The organism is Pandoraea apista (genome assembly GCF_001465595.2).
Lineage (GTDB): Bacteria > Pseudomonadota > Gammaproteobacteria > Burkholderiales > Burkholderiaceae > Pandoraea > Pandoraea apista.
Window position 1 is genome coordinate 4,263,072 of the sequence record NZ_CP013481.2, and the last position, 18,605, is coordinate 4,281,676.

Genomic DNA, 18,605 nt, shown 5'->3' on the forward strand with positions numbered 1-18,605 from the left:
TGCGACCGCCTGCACGGTCCGGGCGCCTCAGACGATCAGAAACGCTGTTGCACTCGCACGATACCCGTGTGCGACACGAAGCCGGAGCCCGCTTGCAGGTCGTAGCGAATCGAAGCGCTCAGGTTGTTCGCCTTCAGCAGCGTAAGCCCCAGCGACATTTCGGCCAGATCCGACACCGGCGTCGCGCCCACGGTCGTGAACCCCGTCTGTCCGGTCGGATCGGCGGCGAAGCTCGCCCCGGTCGCCTGACGCGTACGGTTGTACTCGTGAACCCAGCGCACGCTCAGCTCCGGCACCCATGTCCCCGTCGACGTCTCGAACGGCACCGCGAACCTCGCTCCCAGTGCGCTACGCACTGAACTGCTGCCCGCGCTGCCCACCGACAACGCCGCGCCGTTGCCTCCTGTCTCGGTATAGCTGTTCTGATTCAGATAGCTATACGTAACGCTCGCCAGCGGGGTGACGATGGCGCGGCCCACGGCCAGCGGCCAGCCGAACTCGGCACTGGCCACGTACTGTTGACCGTTGAAGTTGCCGTTAGCCACGCCGTTGAAGCCCTGCATCGTGACGAAGCGCTTCGAGTCGTAGCGTTGCAGCACGACCGAGCCTGTCAGGTTCACGTACCACGGCTCGCCCGTATAGGCGGCGTAACCGATCAACCCGTATCCATTCACGCTGGTCGAGTTGCCCGACGTACTGCCGTCATTGTTAATGACGGTGCGGGAAAACTGGAAGGCGCCGCCGGCCCGCACGCGATCGCCGAATGCCCGGTCGGCACCGACGAGCAGACCGCCGTAGTTCGCGCTGTAGCCATCGACATCGTCACGTGCCGACTGACTGGCATGCCCGCCGAACGCCTGTCCCCAGACACCCCAGTTGGCCGCGCTGTCGCCGGTCGCGACCCCCGTTCCGCCCGCCTGAGCCACGCGCAGACCGTTGACGCGCGAGCTCACCACGCCTAGCGAACCGAACGTGGCAGCCCCAGCGGCACGCGTATTCTGCACCGGCGCCAATTGCTTGCCGACGCGGTTGGCCGAATCTGCCGAATGGTCGCTCAGCGAACCCAGTGTGGCGTTGAACAGATTCAGCAGTTGCGGGTCGCTCACACCGGTATAGCCCAGCAAGCCCCGCAGTGCGGCCGAAGCGTTGGGCGCCGACGCGGTCGTGGCACTGGTTCTCGGATCGAATACCGGCACGCCGGCGTCGCCGCCGCCCGTGCCTCCCGAAGCTCCCCCCGTGTTGATACCGCCATTGCCGCTGGGGTTGTTCGCCCCGGCGCCCGGCGCGAGCGTGACGACGAGATTCTTGTGCGTGCCGTTCGCCACTTCGGCACCGCTTGCGTCAAGCGTCGTCGAGCCATTCACGCGATAGACGAGCGAGTTGGCGTTGTAGTTGGCGGTGCCTGCGGTGTCGATCACCACATAGCGCTGACCTGCCGCAAAGTTGTAGCCAAGCGATTGCAGCGCAATGGTCGAGCCCGGCGCTATGTAGCTATTGCCCGAGACAAGCAGTCGGCCATAGCCGCCGTCGGTGGCGATGTTGCCGGTGGTAAAAGCACCGGCGGCCACGCCGATCTGCAACGTGCCTGCTGCCGCCTGGGAGTAATTCCCCCACACCTGGATCGGCCGGTTGACCTGGAGCACCGAGGCGTCGTTGAACGCAGTGCGCGTGCCGAGAAGGTCCAGATTGTCGTTGAGCAGCAGGTTGCCGCCGTTGAAATGCAGATCGGCGTACGGGCTGGAAATCACGCCCTGAATACTGCCGGCTCCGCCCGTCAACGTACCGAACGCAGCGCCCGATGCCCCAGCAATGGACAGCGCCTGCGTACCGTAATAATTGATGTCGCCGGCGATGGTGCCAGCGTTATTGATTTGGCCGATTACGCCGGTTGCCGAAGGGTTCGCAATCGCGGCGATGGTGCCGGCGATCTTACCTCCGGCAAGGTTGTTGATCGTCCCGATCGAGTCGACGTTATAGATGCCGTAACTGCTGCCCTGAATGAGGCCGGCGTTTTTGATCTCGCCAATGGTGCCGTGATAGGTTGTGCCGCCTGCCACGGTACTGCCGTTGTCGATACCGTTACCAAAGCTGCCTGTGACCATGATCAGGCCACTCGACTGGTTATCGATCGTCCCGATGTTCATGCCTCGGTTCGCTACACCGAGTTGGGTGCCCGTTATCGTCCCACTGTTGGTCACGGTCCCCAAATGCGAATCGGGCGCACCGTTCGTGAACGCGGCCACACCGAAAATGCCTGAGATCCTCCCCGTGTTGGTCAGCGAGTCCAGCGCCGAACTGTTCAACACGCCGTAGCCATTGACCGCCGAAATCGAGCCGGAATTCGAGGCCGATGTGAGCGTACCGAAGTTGCCCAGGCCCTGCGCCGCACCCGTGATCGTGCCGCTGTTCTCAAAGCTTGAAATCGACCCGCCATTGCCAACACCGGCAAACGTCCCGGTCGTGATCGAGCCGCGATTGATCAATGTGCCGATTGTGCCGCTGTTGTACACGCCCGAGCTGCTGCCCGTTGCAGCGATCTGGCCATTGTTCTCGACACTTGCCACGTTTGCGGCAGCCGAAAAGGCCAGCGCGTAGGCGCCAGTCAATGTCCCCGTGCTGACGATCGATCCCAACCCGCCCGTGATCGTGGCAAAGGTGGTGCCCGAAATGAGCAGATCCGTCCCGGTGAAACTCCATGCCGTCGAGGACGTGTTCTCAGTGCCCGAGATGAGCGTCGTGGTGCCGTCCATTGTCGCGACGGGGGAAGTCACGGCGTACGCTGTGGCCGCATTGAGCGACACCACGGCAATCGCCGCGGCCGTTGCCGCTTTGCGCGCACGACGGCGATCGATCGAGCGCGACTTCGCGCCGCGACCACTCGCCACTTCCGACGCCACCTGATACATGCCGAGGCTGGCACTCCACACCACACGATAGACGTGATTCATTCGTTCCCCCTGGTAGCTGTGTACTTTTTGTGATGCGATGAATGATGATTCGGAACAGGCTCTCGCACGGCGTCAGGCGCACAAACGCAAGCGCTTCGAGGTCGAAGCGAAGTCCGGCGATGTCAGGCTGATGGGTATTCGGGCGGGAGCAGTGCAGCGACGCTATTGCGTCAGAACGCGAGATAAATCCGGTTCTCGTTGAGACATGGCATTGAGATCGCCTGCGCCTACCGCAGGAGCACCGTTTTTGCGAGAAGCGGCACAGAACATTCGGACTACCCCGTTATTATTTGACAGCACAGCGTGCTTGTTATTTTTTGTAATTCTTTAGACAACGCGAATCCTTTCACAGGATTACACGACTGTCAATATGGAATCCGAACTTATCGTCAAACCATTGATTTTACTTAATTTTAATTATTTAACCGATGAAAAAAAACGTCCCACAAACGTCGCACTATCAATAGCATCGACGTAAAAAATGGCAGTCCACGAGAGCCGCTGCGCCATTTCCTTTTACCGGTAAATTTGCATACCGACATAACTTGACCACTAGCTTTCATTCTCTCCGGAACAAATTGATCCGTATCGAGCGCATCGCCGGGATACCCATGCGATATCCGTTCTCCGTCGGTATGCATTGAGACGGGACCACGCTCAGCGCGCTTAACGGGCTTACGCTACACTCGCCTGACCCATCAAAGACAGGGAATTCCCATGAGCACGAACATTGAAACCATTGCCGTCAATCGCAACGACGGCACTCCCGCTACGCTCGGCGATTACGCCGGCAAAGTGCGTCTGGTCGTCAACGTGGCGTCGAAGTGCGGCCTCACGCCGCAATACGAAGGCCTCGAGCGTCTGTATGAAGAAAAGCGTGCCGCCGGTCTCGAAGTGCTGGCTTTCCCCGCCAATAACTTCAAGGGCCAGGAGCCCGGCACCGATGCCGAAATCCTCGATTTCTGCACCACGCAGTACAACGTCACGTTTCCGCTGTTTGCCAAACTCTCGGCACTCGGCGACGACCGTCACCCGCTCTACACGGCACTTGTCGAAGCGCAGCCCGAGGCGATCGGCGAAGGCCCGTTCCGTGAGCGTCTGAAAGGATTTGGTGTCGAGCGGGAGAACCCCGCAGACGTGCTGTGGAACTTCGAGAAGTTCCTGATCGGCCGTAACGGCCAGGTCGTGGCTCGCTTCTCGCCGGATGTCAAAGCCGACGATCCGCGACTCGTTGCCGCCATCGACGCCGAACTGGCAAAGTAAGCCCCCGCACAAGGGACTCATCGTCCCTTGTCTCGCTGCGCCGGCAAGACAAAGACGGTTGCCGGCGCGCAACGCTCCCCCCGGGCGACGATTCACGTCTGGGCAAAATCGCCCCCCGAGCCTCATGGGATAGCGTCACGCGCCGGTTCCCGCTTCTCGCGACAACTCGCGACATCGAGCGCGCCGTACCCCCCGGTTCGACACGCCCGCGATGACTCGACTCAGCGCTTGGCCGTGTCGGTCATGAACTTGCCGGTCGGCGCTTCGCCGCCCTTCTTCTGGCGACGTGAGTTGCCATCCAGCCCGCCGTCGACGGCCCACTCCGCGAACACCGTCGGCCCCGGTTCGAAGTCGCGCGGCTGCCATTCCGGCGTGAGAATGTCTTCGTCGGCGTAGTACTCGATGAGCGCGCCGCACGGGTTCTTGAAGTACCAGAAATAAGCCGACGAGATCGGGTGACGACCCGGCCCCAACTGCGTTTCCCAGCCGCAACGGTCGATGTGCATGCCGCCGCCGAACACCTCGTGAATATCGCGCACGGTGAACGCCACATGATTCAGCCCACGCTTGCCATTGGGCAACGCCAGCAAGAACAGATCGTGATGGCCGCCGTGAGGCGCACAGCGCATGAACGCCCCCCGCTCCGGGTAGCGATCGGACAACTCGAAACCGAGTTTCTCTTCATAGAACGCCTGCGTGGCCGCCAGCGCGTTCGTGAAGAACACGACGTGACCGACTTCGATCGGTTGCGCACGCTCGTACACCGGGCTCGGCGTATTCACACGCTGTGCCGGAATACCCCACGGATTGGTCGGCGCCCCCTGTACGTCGACCGCGCGTTTGCCCGTCACTTCGACACGCATCGCCAGACCGTTCGAGTCGATACAGCCCGTCGCACCGTCCTTGAAGTAGTAGCCCGGCTGATCGGCAAGCCGGTCGGCGATTGCCGCCACCTCGTCGGCCGTAGTCACGCCCCACGTCACTTCGCGCAACGTCGGCCCCTCTTCCATGGCCGGCGGCAGTGACGGATCGTCGTGACGTACCGCCAACACGCGGCACCCGTTCAACGTTTCAAAGCGCACGCCATTGGCATCGCTCGACACTTCGGTAAGTCCCCAGTCGCCCAGAAAGCGGCGGCAGGTATCGAGGTCGGTGACCCCGTAGGTAATTTGTTCGATGCCCAGAATCGTCATGGCAGTCTCGGGTAAGGGTTTCGGAGTCGGAGCGATCAGAGATCCAGCGTCAGGCGGTCGCCCTTGCAACCGGATACGCAAATCATCATGACCTTGTTCCCCGCGCGCTCGGACGCACTCAGCACCGAGTCGCGATGATCGGGGCAGCCGTCGAGTACGCGTGTCTCGCACGCCCCGCACACGCCTTCCATGCAGCTATATTCGGCATCGATGCCTGCGGCGAGCAAGGTATCGAGTAACGTCGCGCCAGCCGGCACGGCAATCTCTTTGCCCGATTTCGCCAGCGTCACGACATAGCCTTCGGACGTTGCGGGCGGTGGCGCGTCAGGTGCCGCAGCAAAGCGTTCGATATGAACGTTGGCAATCCCCACGTCGGCGCACGCCGCCTCGAAGGCATCGAGCATGACGCCCGGACCGCAGCAATAGGCATGCGTGCCCGCCGGTTGCCCCGCCAGAAACGCCGCGAGCGACGCAGGCTTGCCGTCGTGCTGATCGTCGAAGTGATAGGTAATATCGCCGCCCAGCGCATTCAGTTCGTCAACGAAAGCCGCTTGCGGCGCGGTGCGCGCGCAATACATCAGTTTGACGTTGCGGCCCAACGCGCGCAGACGACGGTACATGCAGAGAATCGGCGTGACACCGATCCCGCCCGCCACGAGCACCGTGTGCTCGGCGGTTTCGTCGAGCACGAAGTGATTGCGCGGCTCGGAAATATCGAGCGTCATGCCCACGCGGAAATTGTCGTGGATAAAACGCGAGCCGCCGCGGCTCTTGGGGTCGGCCAGAATGCCGAGCACGTATCGGTTCGCCTCGCCCGGTGCGTTCACGAGCGAATAGCTGCGCACCAGTCCGCTGGGCAGATGCAGATCGATGTGCGCGCCCGGCGTGAAGTCGGGAAACGGCATGCCGCTGCCCGCCGCAGGCACAAGTTCGATGCTCATGATGCCTGCCGCTTCGTAACGAAGCGTACGCACCATTGCCACCAGGTTTGACTTGCTCATAACGCCGCTCTCTGATGTTTCTGATATTGCTTGTTCTGATGATGTCCGCCGCGTCAGCCGGCGGTGGACAAATCGATGTCGAGCCGCGCAAACGCCTCGATCTCCACGCGCAGTTCCGGGAATACGAGACCGCTGACCTGCACGAGCGTCGAGCACGGATACGCACCGCCGTTCGCAGCCACTTCCGCAAAGACCTCGCGGCGCGCGCGGCCGACCTCGTCCTTGTCGGCAATGTCGGTCACGTACACCACCAGCTTGTAGATGTTCGCCAGGCTGCCGCCGCCCGCCTCGACCAGCGCTCGGATCTTGCCGAACACTACAAGTGTCTGCTCGTAGGTGGTGAGCGGCTTGTCCGAATCTCGCGTGGCCGGGTGAGCGGTCATGCCCGACATCAGAATCTCATTGCCGAAGCGAATGCCGTTGCTCCACGTTGCCATGCCCGAATCGGGCACGGCCGGTGCGCGAATTCGCTCGGCCTTGAGAGGTTGATCGATCGACATGACGTGTCTCGTACGGCTCACGCCTTGCCCTGTTGCATGCGCTCGAGTTCCGCCTTCGCCAGATTCTTCAGGTGACGGCGAAGACGCACGATACCCATGTCATGCTGATACAGATGCTCGTTCTGGTTGGCGTCCGGCTCCATGTCTTCGAGCATCACGCGATCCTGCTCCAGCACCGCCCAGTGACGGGCCTCGAGACGATTGCGATACAGGAAGCGCCACGTGTCGCGCTGCCAGCCGTCAAGTTTGCGGCAGCGCCAGTGGAACACGGCCGCGAGCTTCGGCGAAATCGGCGTGTAACTGCCCACGATCACGAAGTTGCCGCCCGGGCCACCTGTCTTCGGGTACGGAATTTCCAGGCGCATCCAGTGCGTGCCGGTATCGGCCCACTCGGTCCAGTCGAAGTTCACGTCGCGCTGGCCTTCCTTCTCGAAAACGAAACCGCGGTCGGTGTCGCGAATGCGGAAGGCCGCCGTGTTGTCGCCCTCGGCCATCGAGTGCGATTGCTTGTGCAGATACGTGCCGTGCATCGGGTCCATCACGTTATCGAGCACGTAACGGTAGTCGCCCTTCCACTCGGTGTAGCACAGGAACGACGAGTATTCGCCGTTGGCATCGAGCTCTTCCGGCAGCACGAGCGGCGGCGGCGTGTCGATGTTCTCGGTGGCGTTGTATAGCCAGATGGCGTCGTTGCGCTCAACGATGTGATACGACTGCGTCGGACGCGAGCCTTCGAGCTTGCAGCCCGGGCTGCCCGGCACGCGCATAACCGTACCGTCACAGCGCACCTGCACGCCGTGGTAGCCACACGCGATGCGATCTCCCATCACGATGCCCTTCGAGAGGGGCGCGCCGCGGTGCGGGCAATGATCGTCGAGGGCATGCACCTTGTTGTCCTGATCGCGCCAGAACACGAGTTTCTTGCCCAGACGGCGCAACGAGACCGGCTCACGGCCGACCATGTGCGACGGGCAAATCGGATACCACAGTTGCTTCAGGCCGCGCTCGAGAATGGCGTCGGCGGTGAGGATAGGCTGTTGCGTAGTCATGGGGGACCTCTCCATCGCGGTCGCCGCGCATTGGTGGCGGGCGGCGACTGCGTTATGTGATTTATTTACTCTTCTGCCATTCGGGCAATCTGCGCGGTGTAGACGGCTTCCGTCCACACGTCGCCTTCCTGCGGGCCAGGTCCGGTGCGATTCAAATACGCCACGAGACCCGCCAGGTCGTGCGTGCCGGCGGCGTAGGCACGCTCGATGGCGTCGCCCAGCAGGCTTTCGTATTGCGTCGGCTCATGACGACGCGCTTGATGCGGTTCGAGATAACGGTCCATCATTTCCCTCCATTGCGAACCCGTTCGCGAATGCGTGCGTGCACGGGTACGAAGTCGTAAGTCGGATAGCATTCGGTGCGAAACACGCCCCAGGCCGAGCGCTCCAGTTCCACGTTGACCACCGGCAGCAGGTGCGGCGGCAGTTCCAGCGTGACGATCTGGCCGAAGCCCATCGCCACGATCCACGACACCACCTTTACACCGGCCGGCGGAAAGCGCTCCCACCACTCGGCGGCTTTCAGGCGTTCCTGAAATTCGTCGAGATTGTTCGACTGGTCGTGCCGCAGAAACACCGTGAGCAACATGGTCTCGGGCTGAGCAGCGGGTGCGTTCTCACTCATGGGGCGCCTCGCCTTATTGCACGAACTGGTTAGTGTAGAGATCCGTCGGATTCGACTTCTCACGGATCACCTTTTCCTGCGCGTAGAAGTCCTGGAGCTTGATCACGCGCGCCGGATCGAACGCGCCCAGTCGCTGCTGGCCCGGATAGACGTTGCGGGCGTAATACGTGAGGATCTTCTCGATCTCCGCTTCCTTACCCTTGTAGGCCGGCACCGCTGCGCAGTACTCCTTCGCCGCCGACGCCGGGTCACGCATGATCTCTGCCACCGACTTGATCGTGGCGCGAACGAACTTGCGAATCATCTCCGGCTTCTCGGCAATGGTCTTGTCCGATGCCAGAATCGCCTGCGCCATGCCCGGGAAGTACTTGTCGGTCGACGTCATGGTGATCTTCACACCCGCATCTTCGATGTTCTGCGCCCACTCCGGCGTGCCCACCATGGCTTCGGCCTTGCCCGTGGCCACTTGCTGCCATACGCCCGCCGGGCCTGCGCCCTGAATACGTGCGTCGTTGCGCGTGAGCCCCGCAGAAGCGAGCAGGCCGAGCGTGGCGTAGAAGCCCGTGTCCTGATAGGCGAGCACCGTGATCGTCTTGCCTTTCAGATCGGCCGGCGACTTGATGTTCGCGTCGTCGCGCACGACCAACTGGTGCAGCGTGCGCCCGCCGAGCAGTGCCACGCCCTTGATGGGAATACCGTTCGGGCGCAACACGATCGGCGTGTCGCCCAGGCCACCGCCCAGATCGCCGTTGCCAGAGGCGAGTTGCTTGCCGACGTCGGCGCCGCCTTGCACGGTCAGCCAGCGCACCGACAGCCCTTCAGCGGCGTAGTAGCCCTTCTTCTCGGCCAGCATCAGCGGCGCGAAGGCCGGCAGGTTGGCCGGTGCCGGCAGCAGATAGGTGATCTGCTGGGTCGCCGGCTGGGCCATGACCGGCGCCGCCAGACTCGTGAGTGCGGCCACGGCACACAGGCCTGCGGCTTGGCGCGCGCGGCGCGCCAACGATGCACGGAAAATCGACAACATATCTTTGCCTCGCTCAAGTATCGGGTTACCGCAATGCCCCGTGCATTGCGGCTTGCTTTGGCACTACCTGTCGTTCACACCCGGCCCGCCCAGGCGAGCGGGTTGTCGTTCATGCCCCAATAGAGGCTTTTCTGGTTTGTGTATTCCAACAGGCCCAGACGGCCCTTCTCGCGCCCCATGCCGCTCTCCTTCCAGCCGCCGAATGGCGTCGAGATCGAGAACTGCTTGTAGGTATTGATCCACACGGTGCCTGTCTCGAGCGCGCGGCCCACGCGCCACGCGCGCTTGTAGTCGCGAGTCCAGATACCGGCCGCCAGACCATAGACACTGTCGTTTGCCTCGGCCAGCAGATCGTCTTCGTTCTCGAACGGCAGTACCGCCAGCACCGGCCCGAAAATCTCTTCCTGCACCATGCGCGCCTGATTCGTCAGTCCCGCGATAATGGTCGGCAGGTAGAAGTAGCCCTTCTCGCGGCCGTCGCCCGACGCACGCTCGCCGCCGCACAACAGGCGGCCGCCCTCTTCCAGTCCGATGGCGACATAGCGCTCGATCGATTCGCGATGGGCAGACGTGACGAGCGGCCCCATCTGCGTGTCTTCGCGCAACGGATCGCCCACGCGCAACTGCTTCGCGCCTGCCACGAGCCGCTCGACGAACGTGTCGAAGATCGCCTTGTGCACAAACAGACGCGAGCCCGCTATGCACGACTCACCCGACGAACTGAAAATGCCGTAGAGCACGCCGGCCACGGCATGATCGATGTCGGCGTCTTCGAACACGATGGTTGGCGACTTGCCTCCCAGTTCGAGCGAGACCGGCATGAGCTTGTCCGCCGCCAGCCTGGCGATGCCACGGCCGACTTCGGTGCCGCCGGTAAAGGCGACCTTTTTGACCTTGGGATGACGCACGAGAATGTCGCCGATGACCGAGCCCTTGCCGGGAAGCACCGACAGCACGCCGCGCGGCACACCGGCGGCTTCGCAGATGCGGCCCAGTTCGAGCGAAGCGAGCGGCGTGACTTCCGCAGGCTTGAGCACCACGGCATTGCCTGCCGCGAGTGCCGGAGCAAGCTTCTGCGCGTCCGAAGCGATCGGCGAATTCCACGGTGTGATGGCGGCCACGACACCGAGCGGTTCGTGCACGCTCATCGTCAGGTAATCGCCACGCGACGGCGTGAGCGTTTCCTCGAGCGTCTCCAGGCACGACGCGAAGTAGCGGAACGTGCCCGCAGCGCTCGCCACCAGCGCACGAGTCTCGCTGATCGGCTTGCCGTTGTCGCGGCGTTGCAGATGCGCAAGCGATTCGGCACGTTGCGTAATGCCGTCGGCCACACGGTGCAGCACCGCGGCGCGCTGATGCGGTTTCAGTCCGGCCCAGTCGGCGCGACGCCATGCGGCGTCGGCCACTTCGACCGCTTCGACGGCGTCTTCGGCACCGGCCGCCGCGATCTCGGCGTTCACACTTTCGTCGGCCGGGTACAGGCTTTGGTAGCGCTTGCCGGTACCGGCACGCCATTCGCCGCCGACCAGAATGTCGCTCGAAAACCCTTGCAGCAAATCTTGATGGCTCATGATGCGCTTCCTGCTAGATCACACAGTTCGCAACGCGATTGCGCAGCGCACGAATGGCGGAATAGGCGGTCAGTGCCGACGTCTTGGGGTTGTCCGGCAACGGTTTGCCGCACATTTCCAGCGACATCTCGCCGAACGCGCCACGGGCTGCGATGTGATGCACGTTGCGCGTAGTCGCGGGATCCGCAATCAGGCGCACGCGCGTTGCATCGAGTCCGAGACCCGCGATGGCCACCGTGGCCGCCACATTCGCATTCTTCGGATACAGACGCGCCGCGTCGCGGGCGCTGCCTTCGAAGATCACGGTCGCGGTGGTGATCGCTGCCAGATCGCACACCTGTTCTGCGGGCGTGCCCTGCCAGCCCAACGGCGGTTTGCGTCCGGTGTAGAGCACCTCGTCCAGACCGCCTTCACGCGCAGCGGCAATCGCATCGATACCGCCGATGGCACCGGAGAGCAGCGTGACGGTGGACGCGCCATCCTTGGCGGCTTGCTCCAATGCGGCAAGCAGATCGGCGTCGGACAGCGCGCCGATCGAGGCCACTGCGCAGTCGATACCCGACTTGAGCAGCGGAACGACGTGTCCCGACAGCGCACTGTGCCCCGCGCACTCGAGCACGAAGTCCGGACGGCTCGACAGCGCTTGCGCCGACGACACCACTTCAGTGTCTGCTCGCACGCTGCCACGAACGCGCTCGGCGGCGTCTTCCGGCACGATGACATGGCCTACGCGCAGGTACGGGTCGCTTGCGCAGGCCTCGTAGACTTTCGAGCCGATGGCGCCGAAACCGATCAATGCGACGTCAATGCGACGGTGGTTCACTTCATGCATTCGCGGGCTCCCGGACCGGCGGGCCGGCAAAATGCGAGGCGAAGCTGCCGACCGACAGCATGTCGACTTCGAGCAGCACCGGGCCGTCGTGCGCGAATGCGCGGGCCACCGCCCCTTCTGCCTGATCGATCGCCGTAATACGCTCGTGCTTGAGTTGCAGACTCGCGCAGAACGCTGCGAAGTCCGGTTGGTGCAGTTGCACGTAGTGACGGCGACCGCCGTACTGCGCGTCCTGAATGTTGCGAATCACGCCGTAGCATTGGTCGTTCATCAGCAGAATCACGACCGGCGCCTTTTCCTGCACGGCGGTAGCGAGTTCGCCCACGTTGACCATCAGGCCGCCGTCGCCGCACAGGGCCACTGTCTTCTTCGCGTTACCGGCGAGTGCCGCGCCGATCCCCATCTGCATGCCTTGACCGATACCGCCGCCCAGCGCATGAACGCCTGCGCGCGGCGAGAAGATCTTCAGCAGACGGTTACCCCACGTGCTGTTCGAGATCGTGACATCGCGCACCCAGTTGAAGTCGCGCCCCAGTGCGCCTTGCAGGGCCGCGACCAGTTGACGGTAAGGCCCGAGACCTTCCGCCACCTGCTTCACGGCAGCATCGCGTGCGGCGGCGAGGTCGGCGTGGAACGCCGGATCAACCGAGAGACGGCCTTGCAGACGATCAGCCAGCGCATTCAACACGCGTGCGGCGTCGCCTTGCACGAACAGGTCGTTGCGATAGCCCCGGCCGTCCGCCAGACCGTCGGCGTCAACGCGATACAGCGGGCGCGGCAGCGCCAGCTTGTACTTCAGCGTTTCGTTGCCACGCAAACGCGAGCCGACCACGAGCACGGCGTCGCAAGTCTTGTAGAACTTCTCGACGGTTGGGTGGATGTTGAACGCACCGAGTGTGGCTGCGTGATCTTCCGGCACGATGCCGCGGCCTTGCACACTGGTCACGACGCCAAAGCCCATGTCGACCAGGCGCTTGACGGCCGCCTCGGCACCGCGCGCGCCGCCGCCCAGCCACAGCAGCGGACGATGCGCGGCAGCCAGCTTGTCGGCCAGCTCGGCGACGCGGGCCTCGTCGTGCGTCGGCACCGGAATGTGCGGGGCGGCCAGATCGGCGGGCCATTCGATTTCCGCCGCCTGAATGTCGATGGGAATCTCCACGCTCACCGGGCCGGTCGGCGCGGTGAGCGCCGCGCGCACGGCTTCGCGTACGGTCGAGAGCGCCGTGTCGACGCAACGCACACGGTAGGCTGCCTTCGAGATCGCGTTGAGCATGCTGAGCTGATCCGGCGCCTCGTGGATATAGGCAAGATCGCGGTCGAGGAACTCGGTCTCGATCTGACCGGTAATGTGCAACACGGGCGTGCCCGCGGTGAGCGCTTCGACCATCGCTCCTGCCGCGTTACCTGCGGCCGTGCCGGTGCTCGTGAACGCCACGCCGAGACCGCCCGACACGCGCGCAAGGCCGTCGGCCATGTTCAGCGCGCCCGCTTCGCCGCGTGCGCCCACATAGCGGATCTTTTCGCGGCGCGCGATGGCGTCGAGAATCGGCATGTTGTGAATCGAGATCACGCCGAACGCGGTCTGCACGCCGCACTGTTCGAGAAACGCCGCGATGACTTCGCCGACGGTGGTTTTGTTAGACATGTCTTGCCAAGCCTCCGGAAACATCGATATGGCTGCCCGTCGTATAGGACGATTGCGGGCTCGCCAGGAAAAAGATCGCCGCGGCCGCCTCTTCAGGCTTGCCCAGGCGTTGCAACTGGATCTGCTTCTTGCGGGCCAGCGCCCCGGTCCACTCCTCCCACGTCTTGCCTTCGCCCTGCTCGGCGAAGCGTCGACGCCACTGGCCCGACTCCACCAATCCGATCAGGATGGAATTGACACGCACACCGTCGGGCGCGAACTCGCTCGCCATCGAGCGCACGAGATTCTGAATCCCCGCGCGCGCCGATGAGGTCGCCACCATGTGCGGCTCCGGCTGGAGCGCAAGCAGCGAGTTGACGCAGACGATCGCGGCGTCTCCCGTCTCGCGCGCCGCCTCACGCAGCATCGGCAGACATGCGCGTGTGGTACGAATCACGCTGAAGTACTTCAGCTCCAACTCTTCGCGCCACGCCTCGTCGGTCGTATCGGCAAACGTCGACACACGGCCCTGCCCGGCGTTGTTCACCAGCATGTCGAGACGCCCGAACTCGCCGCGAATGCGCTCGGCCAGCGCAGTCACGTCGTTCGCGTTGAGTACATCGCACTGCGCGGCAATGAGACGCGCATCGGGATGACGCTCGCGCAATTGCGCCTCGGCCTGCGCAAGACGCTCGGGGTTACGGCCGCAGATCGCGACAGCGGCACCTGCGTCGAGCAGGCGGCTGGCGGTGGCGAGGCCAATGCCGGACGTACCGCCGGTGACCAGCGCAGCGCGCCGGGTGAGGTCGATCTTGATCATTTCAATCCCAGTGACTTCATGTAGGGGGTGGGTTGACGGTCGCTGCCCGGTCGATAGTTCAGACGATGCGACAGCGCATCGGCCGCCTCGCGCACCTGTCCGATCAGCCCCGCATCGAGCATTGACGAATCGATGTTGGCGCGCGGAATGGTCACGGTGATGGCGGCGCAGATACGGCCCGCGTCGTTGCGCACCGGTGCACTCACGACACTGATGCCCCGCTCGAACGACGAAGCCGACACCGCGTAACCGCGCTCGGCGTCTTCACGCACCCGTTCGAACAACTCCGCAAGCGTCTCGGGCGTTTGCGGCGTGTATTTTTCCAGCGTCTTTTCCGGATACAGCGCACGAAGCTCGGCCAGCGTCAGGTCGCCCATCAGCACATGGCCATGCACCGTTGCATGCGCCGGCAGACGCGTGCCGACGTTTACCTTGATCGAATTGAAAACGCCGGCAACGCTTTGCGCCTTCGCCACGAACACGATGTCTCGCCCGTCCCGGATCACGATGTGCGAGGTCAATTGCGTGGCGTCGCGCAGCCGTTCGATGATCGGAATCCCCAGATCGGTCAACTCCAGCGAACTGAGGTATTCGAAGCCCAGACGCAGCACTGCCACGCCCAGACGGAAATTCTTCTCGCTCCCCGCGCGCTCCAGAAAACCCATCGCTTCAAGCGTCTGCAACAAACGGAAAACGGTGGTACGCGGAATGCCGAGGCGTTGCGACAACTCCGGCGCGCTGAATACGGCCTCGCGCGGCGAGAACTGCGTAAGAATGCGCAAGCCGCGCTCCAGACCGGGCACGAGATAACGGGTGTCGGACGTTGAACCTTCGGCGAGTTCGTCGCCATCGGTCTGGGTGTCCTGAAGACCGAGCTTGTCGTCTTCGATCTGCGCGTCGGGCGCTGCCGCTGCGCGCTTCGGGGTTGCCGGTGCCATGTCAGCGCTCTCCTGCCGCGATGCGCTCGAGCCACGCCGCGAGCGCGGCGTTCAGAACGTCCGGGGTTTCGATGTACGACGCGTGTCCCGCGCCTTCGATGATCTGCAGTGGCACGCCGGCCACGTCGGCAATCGTCTGGCAAGCTGCGGGCGTCGTGATCGCATCCTGTGCGCCGACCGCCACGGCCACCGGCCCGGCGTTCGCGGCCACGTATTGCGCCAACTCGCCGGCGACGTCGCCGTTCGAGAGAAGGTGCGTCGCCTGCCGGTATCCGGCGGGATGCACGCGCGCCATGTTCCATTTCACCCAGGAGCGCGGCAGGTCTGCGGCATTCGGCGCGACGAGATTGTCGCTGCGCTCGCGGGCCATGCCGGCCGGGCCCAGCTTGTCGAGCATCGCCAGACGGCTATCGCGCTTGCTTACGCGCACGTCCGGATCGGCCTTGCCGTAACCGCCGGCCGGCGAGCAGAGAAAGAGTCCACTCACACGCTGCGGGGAGCGGCTCGCAAACTTCGTCGCCATGATCGCACCCAGCGAGTGGCCAACGAGAGCGACACGCTTGAGTCCCAGGGCATCGAGCCACGCCTCAAGCGCGTCGGCGTAAGCATCGGCATGCGGCTCGGCATCGGCGACGTTCGACGTCTGCCCATAGCCCGGGGCGTCCCACGCGTAAAGCTCGGCGTTAAGCCCTGTGGCTTCGAACTGCGCCAGCCATGACGCCGCGCCGGACCCAATGCCGTGCAGCATCACGACCGGCATGCCACCCTCGGCACGCGCGCCAGCGCAGCGATAGCCGACGGTGCCCGTACGCGTGGCGAGCGTGCGGTACGGGAAAGCATTCAGACGCGCGCGCAGCGGTGCGACGGCGGCATCTTCGGGCACTTCGGACAGTGAGGCTTCGGCTTGCATGGTCTGAACTGAACGTCTGACTTCGTGAATTCCTGCCGGTGCGGCGCCTGCCAGCGGCAGACACCTCACCGGGCTTTCCGGGACGACCGCCCGGGCGGCTTACTTCTGTTCGCGCTTGATCTTGGCGAGCGGCGAATCGGGCGGATACGTCGGCGTGACCGGCTTTTGCGAGCCGAGCATCACGCACATGAGCGCGTCTTCGTCGCCGATGTTGATTTCCGTGCGATAAACGCCCGGCGGCACCGAGATCAGGTCACGCTCGCCGAGAATGGCTTCCCACGTCTCGCCATCGCGCTCGCAGATCACTTTCATCTTTCCGCGCATCACGAAGAAGATTTCCTCGACGTCCATATGAATGTGGCTCGGGCCGATGTTGCCGGCCGGGATCACCATCGTCGAAAACGTGAAATGGCCGGCGGGCACGGTGTTGGTGTCTTTGGCCACACCGGTGCCGCCCGTGCCGACATAACGCATTTGCGCACGGCGATACTTCGGGTCGTAGTCGGCCTGAAACTTGAGGGCGTCCCAGTCGTACTTGCGCGTCGAGAAACGCGCTACGCGCGTGTCCAGCCACTCGCTGAATGTCTGGCCTTCGGCCTGCGTCCAGCTTTCGACAGCCTGTGGCGTCGCGGTGTTTTTAGCTTCGGCTTGCGCCATGTTGTCACTCCTTGAAGGCGTTGCGAATGAGAGGTAGCTCGTCAGGGCATGACGAAGCCGCCGTTGACCGGCAGCACCTGCCCGGTCACGAAACGGGATGCATCGGAGAGCAGGAACAGCACCGGGCCGATCACGTCGTCGGGCACCTGCGCGCGTGGCAGTGCACGTCCCTCCAGATAGTGGAGATGCCGCTCGGCCGGCACATAAGCGGTGGCCTCGACCTCGACGAGGCCCGGCGCGATGGCGTTGACGGTAATACCGTCGGGGCCCAGTTCACGCGCGAGCGAGCGGGTCATCGACATCACCGCGCCCTTGCTGGCGGTGTACGCGAGCAAACGCGGGGCGCCCCACAGCGCCGTGTCGGACGCAATGTTCACGACACGTCCCTGACCGGACGCGCGCAGGAACGGCAGCGCGGCCATCGTCATCAGCCATGTGCCGCGCACGTTCACGTTCATGACCGCGTCCCACGTCTCGAGGCTCAGTTCGGTCGCGAGCTTGCCGCCCGAGTTGGTGATCGCACCGTTGTTGACCAGTCCGTCGATGCCGCTCATCTGTTCGGCGGCCGCCTTCGCGGCAGCTTGCACCGACGCCGGGTCACACAGATCGAGGCGCACGAACGACACGTCGTAGCCGGCGCTTTGCAACTCCGCCGCGAGGGCTTCGCCCGCTTGCGCGGCGATGTCGGCAATCGTCACCTGCGCACCGCGCGCGGCGGCGGCACGAACAAACCCTTCGCCAAGGCCGCGTGCACCGCCCGTGATGAGCAGCTTCTTGCCGTCGAGCGGTGCCAGCGTGTCGGTGTCGAGCGGGAGGATGGGCAATTCGGTCACCATGAAATTCCTCGTCGCTCAGGCAATGTTCATGGAAGCGCGCGGCACGTAATGCAGTGCACGGCGTTCGAGCCAGACCACGGCGGCGTACGCTGCGATACCGATCACGGTGAGCCCGGCAATCGCGACGAATACCATCGCGGTATTGCCCTGACCTTCGCCGTACACCAGCAGATAGCCCAACCCGCGGTCGCCACCGACCAGCTCGCCCACGGTCACGCCGATCACGGCAAGCGTCGATGCAATGCGCAGGCCCGCGAAGAGCGCCTGCATGGCCGAGGGGAATTCAACGAAGCGGAAGATCTGCCAGCGACGGCCGCACAGGGCGCGCACCAGATTGACCATGTCGGGGTCCACCGAGCGCACCGCGCCGAGCACATTGATCATCACGGGGAAGAAGACGATCAGCACGGCCACGAGAATCTTCGGGTAGATGGTGTAGCCCATCCACATCACGAACAACGGCGCGAACGCGACCTTCGGCGCGATCTGCAACGCGAGAATGTACGGCGAGAGCATGGCTTCGGTCGACGGCGACAAACCGAGAATCACGCCGATCAGCACGCCCAGGGCCGAACCGATCACGAAGCCGGCGATGACTTCGAGCGCCGTCACACCAATATGCAGCCAGAGGTTCTCGACCTCGAACATGCGCACGCCTTCGATCAGGGTCGACGACAGCTTGGGCAACACGAACTCGGGCACGCCGAACGCCGTCGGGCCCCATTGCCACACGGCCGCGAAGATCAGCAGCAACACGAAGCTGCCGGCGGTCAATTGCGTTTTGGAAAGGGATTTCATAGCGAGATTCCAGTGT

The 18,605-nt window shown here is 63.7% G+C and carries 18 protein-coding genes; 1 reads left to right on the top strand and 17 read right to left on the bottom strand.

Annotated features, from left to right (window positions below; genetic code table 11):
- Window positions 1–35: 35 nt before the first annotated feature.
- The gene (locus AT395_RS19185) at window positions 36–2,948 is read right to left on the bottom strand and encodes an autotransporter domain-containing protein (RefSeq protein ID WP_053086369.1); all 2,913 of its coding nucleotides are present in this window, start codon (window positions 2,946–2,948) and stop codon (window positions 36–38) included.
- A gap of 717 nt (window positions 2,949–3,665) precedes the next feature.
- Between AT395_RS19185 and AT395_RS19190 the strand changes: the two genes are divergently transcribed.
- Window positions 3,666–4,211, top strand: a complete 546-nt coding sequence (locus AT395_RS19190; RefSeq protein WP_042114952.1) for a glutathione peroxidase — start codon at window positions 3,666–3,668, stop codon at window positions 4,209–4,211.
- A gap of 221 nt (window positions 4,212–4,432) precedes the next feature.
- Here the strand turns inward: AT395_RS19190 and AT395_RS19195 are convergent, their stop codons facing one another.
- From AT395_RS19195 to AT395_RS19270, 16 genes are all read right to left on the bottom strand, one after another.
- The gene (locus tag AT395_RS19195; protein ID WP_048628962.1) at window positions 4,433–5,404 is read right to left on the bottom strand and encodes a VOC family protein; all 972 of its coding nucleotides are present in this window, start codon (window positions 5,402–5,404) and stop codon (window positions 4,433–4,435) included.
- A 35-nt stretch (window positions 5,405–5,439) separates the two neighbouring features.
- Window positions 5,440–6,405, bottom strand: a complete 966-nt coding sequence (locus AT395_RS19200; RefSeq protein ID WP_048628961.1) for a PDR/VanB family oxidoreductase — start codon at window positions 6,403–6,405, stop codon at window positions 5,440–5,442.
- Between the two features lie 53 nt (window positions 6,406–6,458).
- Window positions 6,459–6,905 carry a RidA family protein gene (locus AT395_RS19205; RefSeq protein WP_048628960.1) on the bottom strand — a complete coding sequence of 149 codons (447 nt, stop codon included), beginning with the start codon at window positions 6,903–6,905 and terminating at the stop codon, window positions 6,459–6,461.
- 17 nt (window positions 6,906–6,922) lie between these two features.
- Complete coding sequence (locus AT395_RS19210) at window positions 6,923–7,954, bottom strand: aromatic ring-hydroxylating oxygenase subunit alpha (RefSeq protein ID WP_042114946.1); 1,032 nt, start codon at window positions 7,952–7,954, stop codon at window positions 6,923–6,925.
- 65 nt (window positions 7,955–8,019) lie between these two features.
- Window positions 8,020–8,238, bottom strand: coding sequence for a recombinase-like helix-turn-helix domain-containing protein (locus tag AT395_RS19215; RefSeq protein WP_197088135.1), 219 nt, complete (start codon window positions 8,236–8,238; stop codon window positions 8,020–8,022).
- Window positions 8,238–8,579, bottom strand: coding sequence for a hypothetical protein (locus tag AT395_RS19220; protein ID WP_048628959.1), 342 nt, complete (start codon window positions 8,577–8,579; stop codon window positions 8,238–8,240). Before AT395_RS19220 ends, AT395_RS19215 begins: the two co-directional genes overlap by 1 nt.
- A 13-nt stretch (window positions 8,580–8,592) precedes the next feature.
- A complete protein-coding gene (locus tag AT395_RS19225; RefSeq protein WP_042114943.1) occupies window positions 8,593–9,603 on the bottom strand; it encodes an ABC transporter substrate-binding protein in 1,011 nt (336 codons plus the stop codon).
- A gap of 74 nt (window positions 9,604–9,677) precedes the next feature.
- Window positions 9,678–11,174 (bottom strand): aldehyde dehydrogenase, encoded by a 1,497-nt coding sequence (locus AT395_RS19230; RefSeq protein WP_048628958.1) that lies wholly within the window; start codon window positions 11,172–11,174, stop codon window positions 9,678–9,680.
- A gap of 13 nt (window positions 11,175–11,187) precedes the next feature.
- Complete coding sequence (locus tag AT395_RS19235) at window positions 11,188–12,006, bottom strand: aspartate dehydrogenase (protein WP_042114941.1); 819 nt, start codon at window positions 12,004–12,006, stop codon at window positions 11,188–11,190.
- The gene (locus AT395_RS19240; RefSeq protein WP_042114940.1) at window positions 11,999–13,651 is read right to left on the bottom strand and encodes a thiamine pyrophosphate-binding protein; all 1,653 of its coding nucleotides are present in this window, start codon (window positions 13,649–13,651) and stop codon (window positions 11,999–12,001) included. The genes AT395_RS19235 and AT395_RS19240 overlap by 8 nt, the downstream gene beginning before the upstream one ends.
- A complete protein-coding gene (locus tag AT395_RS19245) occupies window positions 13,644–14,450 on the bottom strand; it encodes an SDR family oxidoreductase (protein WP_042114938.1) in 807 nt (268 codons plus the stop codon). Before AT395_RS19245 ends, AT395_RS19240 begins: the two co-directional genes overlap by 8 nt.
- Window positions 14,447–15,388 (bottom strand): IclR family transcriptional regulator, encoded by a 942-nt coding sequence (locus AT395_RS19250; protein WP_082117814.1) that lies wholly within the window; start codon window positions 15,386–15,388, stop codon window positions 14,447–14,449. Before AT395_RS19250 ends, AT395_RS19245 begins: the two co-directional genes overlap by 4 nt.
- 1 nt (window position 15,389) lies before the next feature.
- On the bottom strand, window positions 15,390–16,298 hold the full coding sequence (locus AT395_RS19255) for an alpha/beta fold hydrolase (RefSeq protein ID WP_053086368.1): 909 nt from the start codon (window positions 16,296–16,298) through the stop codon (window positions 15,390–15,392).
- 99 nt (window positions 16,299–16,397) lie between these two features.
- Window positions 16,398–16,955 carry a cupin domain-containing protein gene (locus AT395_RS19260; RefSeq protein WP_042114937.1) on the bottom strand — a complete coding sequence of 186 codons (558 nt, stop codon included), beginning with the start codon at window positions 16,953–16,955 and terminating at the stop codon, window positions 16,398–16,400.
- A 41-nt stretch (window positions 16,956–16,996) separates the two neighbouring features.
- Complete coding sequence (locus tag AT395_RS19265; protein ID WP_048628957.1) at window positions 16,997–17,791, bottom strand: SDR family oxidoreductase; 795 nt, start codon at window positions 17,789–17,791, stop codon at window positions 16,997–16,999.
- A 15-nt stretch (window positions 17,792–17,806) separates the two neighbouring features.
- On the bottom strand, window positions 17,807–18,589 hold the full coding sequence (locus tag AT395_RS19270) for an ABC transporter permease (RefSeq protein WP_042114934.1): 783 nt from the start codon (window positions 18,587–18,589) through the stop codon (window positions 17,807–17,809).
- Between the last annotated feature and the right edge of the window lie 16 nt (window positions 18,590–18,605).

Coding starts and splice junctions, on each gene's coding strand:
- AT395_RS19185 (WP_053086369.1), bottom strand. CDS start 2,948: ATGAATCACGTCTATCGTGTGGTGTGGAGTGCCAGCCTCGGCATGTAT.
- AT395_RS19190 (WP_042114952.1), top strand. CDS start 3,666: ATGAGCACGAACATTGAAACCATTGCCGTCAATCGCAACGACGGCACT.
- AT395_RS19195 (WP_048628962.1), bottom strand. CDS start 5,404: ATGACGATTCTGGGCATCGAACAAATTACCTACGGGGTCACCGACCTC.
- AT395_RS19200 (WP_048628961.1), bottom strand. CDS start 6,405: ATGAGCAAGTCAAACCTGGTGGCAATGGTGCGTACGCTTCGTTACGAA.
- AT395_RS19205 (WP_048628960.1), bottom strand. CDS start 6,905: ATGTCGATCGATCAACCTCTCAAGGCCGAGCGAATTCGCGCACCGGCC.
- AT395_RS19210 (WP_042114946.1), bottom strand. CDS start 7,954: ATGACTACGCAACAGCCTATCCTCACCGCCGACGCCATTCTCGAGCGC.
- AT395_RS19215 (WP_197088135.1), bottom strand. CDS start 8,238: ATGGACCGTTATCTCGAACCGCATCAAGCGCGTCGTCATGAGCCGACG.
- AT395_RS19220 (WP_048628959.1), bottom strand. CDS start 8,579: ATGAGTGAGAACGCACCCGCTGCTCAGCCCGAGACCATGTTGCTCACG.
- AT395_RS19225 (WP_042114943.1), bottom strand. CDS start 9,603: ATGTTGTCGATTTTCCGTGCATCGTTGGCGCGCCGCGCGCGCCAAGCC.
- AT395_RS19230 (WP_048628958.1), bottom strand. CDS start 11,174: ATGAGCCATCAAGATTTGCTGCAAGGGTTTTCGAGCGACATTCTGGTC.
- AT395_RS19235 (WP_042114941.1), bottom strand. CDS start 12,006: ATGCATGAAGTGAACCACCGTCGCATTGACGTCGCATTGATCGGTTTC.
- AT395_RS19240 (WP_042114940.1), bottom strand. CDS start 13,651: ATGTCTAACAAAACCACCGTCGGCGAAGTCATCGCGGCGTTTCTCGAA.
- AT395_RS19245 (WP_042114938.1), bottom strand. CDS start 14,450: ATGATCAAGATCGACCTCACCCGGCGCGCTGCGCTGGTCACCGGCGGT.
- AT395_RS19250 (WP_082117814.1), bottom strand. CDS start 15,388: ATGGCACCGGCAACCCCGAAGCGCGCAGCGGCAGCGCCCGACGCGCAG.
- AT395_RS19255 (WP_053086368.1), bottom strand. CDS start 16,298: ATGCAAGCCGAAGCCTCACTGTCCGAAGTGCCCGAAGATGCCGCCGTC.
- AT395_RS19260 (WP_042114937.1), bottom strand. CDS start 16,955: ATGGCGCAAGCCGAAGCTAAAAACACCGCGACGCCACAGGCTGTCGAA.
- AT395_RS19265 (WP_048628957.1), bottom strand. CDS start 17,791: ATGGTGACCGAATTGCCCATCCTCCCGCTCGACACCGACACGCTGGCA.
- AT395_RS19270 (WP_042114934.1), bottom strand. CDS start 18,589: ATGAAATCCCTTTCCAAAACGCAATTGACCGCCGGCAGCTTCGTGTTG.